Origin of the sequence: Legionella tucsonensis (assembly GCF_001468035.1) — a bacterium.
In the GTDB taxonomy this organism is placed as follows: Bacteria; Pseudomonadota; Gammaproteobacteria; order Legionellales; family Legionellaceae; genus Legionella; species Legionella tucsonensis.
Map to the genome: position 1 here is coordinate 2,494,338 of NZ_LNZA01000001.1, position 5,000 is coordinate 2,499,337.

Consider the following 5,000-nt stretch of genomic DNA (forward strand, 5'->3'; position numbering starts at 1 on the left):
CATCCATTGCGATAGGTGCATGCAGATTAATGGTCAATTGTACGTTATCACCAGGCATTACCATTTCAACTCCAGATGGAAGATCACATGTTCCTGTTACATCTGTCGTTCTGAAATAAAACTGTGGTCTGTATCCATTGAAAAATGGGGTATGTCGTCCACCTTCTTCTTTTGATAATACGTATACTTCTGCTTCAAACTTTGTATGAGGCTTAATTGTGCCTGGCTTAGCTAATACCTGACCACGCTCAACTTCATCTCGCTTAGTTCCACGTAATAACACGCCAACATTGTCGCCAGCTCGTCCCTCATCCAACAACTTACGGAACATTTCAACGCCGGTGCAGGTGGTTTTTTGAGTGTCACGAATTCCAACAATCTCAATTTCTTCACCCACTTTAACAATACCACTCTCTACACGTCCAGTTACTACCGTTCCTCGTCCAGATATAGAGAATACGTCTTCGATTGGCAACAAAAATGCTTTATCAATGTTACGTACTGGCTCAGGTATGTATGAGTCCATAGTCTCAACCAGTTTCTCGATCGCCTTAACTCCAATCTCACTGTCATCACCTTCCAGCGCTTTCAACGCAGAACCAACAATAATCGGAATATCATCACCAGGAAAATCGTAACTGCTTAACAGGTCACGCACTTCCATCTCAACCAACTCCAGCAACTCAGGATCGTCTACCATATCTGCTTTGTTCATGAACACAACAATATATGGTACACCTACTTGGCGTGATAATAATATGTGTTCACGTGTCTGCGGCATCGGACCATCTGCTGCTGATACTACAAGTATCGCTCCGTCCATTTGTGCCGCACCTGTAATCATGTTCTTAACATAGTCAGCATGTCCTGGGCAATCTACGTGTGCATAGTGTCTGTTTGATGACTCATATTCTACGTGTGCTGTAGAAATCGTAATACCACGCTCGCGCTCTTCCGGTGCAGCATCAATCTGGTCATATGCTTTTGCTGTTCCACCAAATTTCTTTGCCATAATTGTGGTAATAGCCGCCGTTAATGTCGTCTTACCGTGGTCTACGTGACCAATCGTCCCCACATTTACGTGTGGCTTCTTACGTTCAAATTTTTCCTTCGCCATTGGAAAGTCTCCCCATTGCTAAATTGACATTATGGTGCCCACAACTGGACTCGAACCAACGACCTCTTCCTTACCAAGGAAGTGCTCTACCGCCTGAGCTATGTGGGCTTATATCGGCTTGCAGCTTCATTAAGCAAGCAAATATTTCTATTTCTAATTTGGAGCGGGTGATGGGAATCGAACCCACGCTATCAGCTTGGAAGGCTGAAGTTCTACCATTGAACTACACCCGCTTTATCCTTCTTTTTTAACTGGTGGAGGGGGAAGGATTCGAACCTTCGAAGGCAGAGCCGTCAGATTTACAGTCTGATCCCTTTGACCGCTCGGGAACCCCTCCAAAAAGAACGCTATTGTCTTTTAAGATGAATAGAATGTCAACATTTTGTTAACGGCCAACCTAATAAGATGGTGCTGGCACCAGGAATCGAACCCGGGACCTACTGATTACAAGTCAGTTGCTCTACCAACTGAGCTACGCCAGCATGTTCGCTTTTGCCTATTTTAATTAGGACTTACAGTGATATTTTTATTTTAAACTATCACTTAAATAAAACCCTGGCGATGACCTACTTTCACATGAGGAGACCTCACACTATCATTGGCGCGGGCCTGTTTCACTTCTGAGTTCGAGATGGATTCAGGTGGTTCCAAGCCGCTATGGTCGCCAGGAAAACTGTTTTACATGATTAATTGGGCATATTATATGCCTAATCATGCTTCAGGTAAATAAAGAGGTTCACATTGTATTCGTATTCAATCTGAAGTAACTCAGATTATATGGTCAAGACAATCAGCCAATTAGTACAAGTTAGCTTCACACATTACTGCGCTTCCACACCTTGCCTATCAACGTCGTAGTCTTCAACGGGCTTCATGGGAAAACTCATCTTGAGGGAGGCTTCCCGCTTAGATGCTTTCAGCGGTTATCCCGTCCGAACTTAGCTACCCGGCAATGCCACTGGCGTGACAACCGGTACACCAGAGGTTCGTCCACTCCGGTCCTCTCGTACTAGGAGCAGCTCCTCTCAATTTTCCTACGCCCACGGCAGATAGGGACCGAACTGTCTCACGACGTTCTAAACCCAGCTCGCGTACCACTTTAAATGGCGAACAGCCATACCCTTGGGACCTGCTTCAGCCCCAGGATGTGATGAGCCGACATCGAGGTGCCAAACACCGCCGTCGATATGAACTCTTGGGCGGTATCAGCCTGTTATCCCCGGAGTACCTTTTATCCGTTGAGCGATGGCCCTTCCATTCAGAACCACCGGATCACTAAGACCAACTTTCGTTCCTGCTCGAGCCGTCGCTCTCGCAGTCAAGCACCCTTATGCCTTTACACTCTTGGTACGATGTCCGACCGTACCGAGGGTACCTTTGTGCTCCTCCGTTACTCTTTGGGAGGAGACCGCCCCAGTCAAACTACCCATCATACACTGTCCTTATCCCGGATTACGGGACCAAGTTAGAACCTCAATAACAACAGGGTGGTATTTCAAGGTTGGCTCCATGAGAACTAGCGTCCTCACTTCATAGCCTCCCACCTATCCTACACAGTTATCATCAAAGTCCAGTGCAAAACTATAGTAAAGGTTCACGGGGTCTTTCCGTCTAGCCGCGGGTACACTGCATCTTCACAGCGATTTCAATTTCACTGAGTCTCGGGTGGAGACAGTGTGGCCATCGTTACGCCATTCGTGCAGGTCGGAACTTACCCGACAAGGAATTTCGCTACCTTAGGACCGTTATAGTTACGGCCGCCGTTTACCGGGGCTTCGATCAAGAGCTTCTCCGAAGATAACCCCATCAATTAACCTTCCGGCACCGGGCAGGCGTCACACCCTATACGTCTTCTTACGAATTTGCAGAGTGCTGTGTTTTTAATAAACAGTCGCAGCCACCTGGTCTCTGCGGCCCTCTTCAGCTCTGAAAGTAAATCTCATCACCAAAAAGGGCGTACCTTCTCCCGAAGTTACGGTACCATTTTGCCTAGTTCCTTCACCCGAGTTCTCTCAAGCGCCTTAGTATTCTCTACCTGTCCACCTGTGTCGGTTTGCGGTACGGTTCTCTATAAGTTATGGCTAGCAGCTTTTCCTGGAAGCTGGGCATCAATGACTTCGCTGTACACCGAAGTGTCAGCACCATGTCGCACCTCAGAGTTATTAATGGTCCGGATTTGCCTAAACCATCCCCCTACATGCACATACCAGGACAACCAACGCCTGGCTCACCTAGCCTTCTTCGTCCCCACTTCACCACTTATAAAAAGTCCAGGAATATTAACCTGGTTCCCATCGACTACGCTCTTCAGCCTCGCCTTAGGGGCCGACTCACCCTGCTCCGATTAACGTCGTGCAGGAAACCTGGGACTTCCGGCGTGAGGGCTTTTCACCCTCATTATCGTTACTCATGTCAGCATTCGCACTTCTGATACCTCCAGCAGACTTCTCAATCCACCTTCATCAGCCTACAGAACGCTCCCCTACCACGTGTACTTAGTACACATCCGCAGCTTCGGTGACTAGTTTTAGCCCCGTTACATCTTCCGCGCAGGCCGACTCGACCAGTGAGCTATTACGCTTTCTTTAAAGGGTGGCTGCTTCTAAGCCAACCTCCTGGCTGTCTGTGCCTTCCCACATCGTTTCCCACTTAACTAGTACTTGGGGACCTTAGCTGGCGGTCTGGGTTGTTTCCCTCTTCACGACGGACGTTAGCACCCGCCGTGTGTCTCCCGTGATTCAATTAGCCGGTATTCGGAGTTTGCATCGGTTTGGTAAGCCATGACAGCCCCCTAGCCGAAACAGTGCTCTACCCCCAGTAATCATTCACGAGGCGCTACCTAAATAGCTTTCGGGGAGAACCAGCTATCTCCGGGCTTGATTAGCCTTTCACTCCTAGTCACACGTCATCCGATAATTTTTCAACATTACCCGGTTCGGACCTCCAGTTGGTGTTACCCAACCTTCATCCTGCACATGACTAGATCGCCCGGTTTCGGGTCTACTCACAGCGACTCGCGCCCTATTCAGACTCGATTTCTCTACGGCTTCCTTATTCAGTTAACCTCGCCACTGAAAGTAACTCGCTGACCCATTATACAAAAGGTACGCAGTCACACAGCCTAAGCCATGCTCCCACTGCTTGTACGCAAACGGTTTCAGGTTCTATTTCACTCCCCTCTCCGGGGTTCTTTTCGCCTTTCCCTCACGGTACTGGTTCACTATCGGTCAGTAAGGAGTATTTAGCCTTGGATGATGGTCCACCCATATTCAACCAGGATTACACGTGTCCCGGCCTACTTGTTCGTGTGCTTAGTTCTTAATGTAAACTACGTATACGGGGCTTTCACCCTCTATGGCCAACCTTCCCAAGTTGTTCTACTTCTCTACACTATAAATCACACCAGGCTCCTCCCCGTTCGCTCGCCGCTACTTGGAGAATCTCTCTTGATTTCTTTTCCTTCGGGTACTTAGATGTTTCAGTTCCCCAAGTTCGCCTCTACTACCTATGTATTCAGTAGCAGATGACCATGACTGCTCATGGCCGGGTTCCCCCATTCGGACATCTTTGGTTAATCGCTCGTTTCCAGCTCACCAAAGCTTTTCGCAGGATTCCACGTCCTTCTTCGCCTCTTACTGCCAAGGCATCCACCGTTTGCGCTTCTCTTCTTGACCATATAATCTCAATTACCTCAATTATATGACACTGCTTCAATACAAGTACGCTTGTGTTACCTCTTATTTACCCTAATTTTTAATGAACTTCTGGTTATTCCAGATTAAAATACCCTCAAAAAAAATACTTTAATCTGGATAATCCTAATGAATAAACCCCCTAATTTGGTGGAGCCGAGGAGGATCGAACTCCTGACCCCCTGCGTGCA

General features: G+C 47.8%; 1 protein-coding gene, 5 tRNA genes and 2 rRNA genes (1 of these 8 only partly in view). All 8 read right to left on the minus strand.

What is annotated here, in order from left to right; genetic code table 11:
- Positions 1–1,117: elongation factor Tu (gene tuf / locus Ltuc_RS11000; protein ID WP_058521669.1), on the minus strand; the 1,117-nt coding region annotated here is incomplete at its 3' end.
- Between the two features lie 32 nt (positions 1,118–1,149).
- Positions 1,150–1,225 (minus strand) — tRNA-Thr (locus Ltuc_RS11005).
- A gap of 51 nt (positions 1,226–1,276) precedes the next feature.
- Positions 1,277–1,350 (minus strand) — tRNA-Gly (locus tag Ltuc_RS11010).
- A gap of 19 nt (positions 1,351–1,369) precedes the next feature.
- Positions 1,370–1,454: transfer RNA gene (locus Ltuc_RS11015), tRNA-Tyr, on the minus strand.
- Between the two features lie 69 nt (positions 1,455–1,523).
- Positions 1,524–1,599: transfer RNA gene (locus Ltuc_RS11020), tRNA-Thr, on the minus strand.
- 71 nt (positions 1,600–1,670) lie between these two features.
- A 5S ribosomal RNA gene (gene rrf, locus Ltuc_RS11025) occupies positions 1,671–1,786 on the minus strand.
- 108 nt (positions 1,787–1,894) lie between these two features.
- Positions 1,895–4,791 (minus strand): 23S ribosomal RNA (locus Ltuc_RS11030).
- Positions 4,792–4,957: 166 nt separating this feature from the next.
- Positions 4,958–5,000, minus strand: a tRNA-Ala gene (locus Ltuc_RS11035) (it continues 33 nt past the right edge of the window).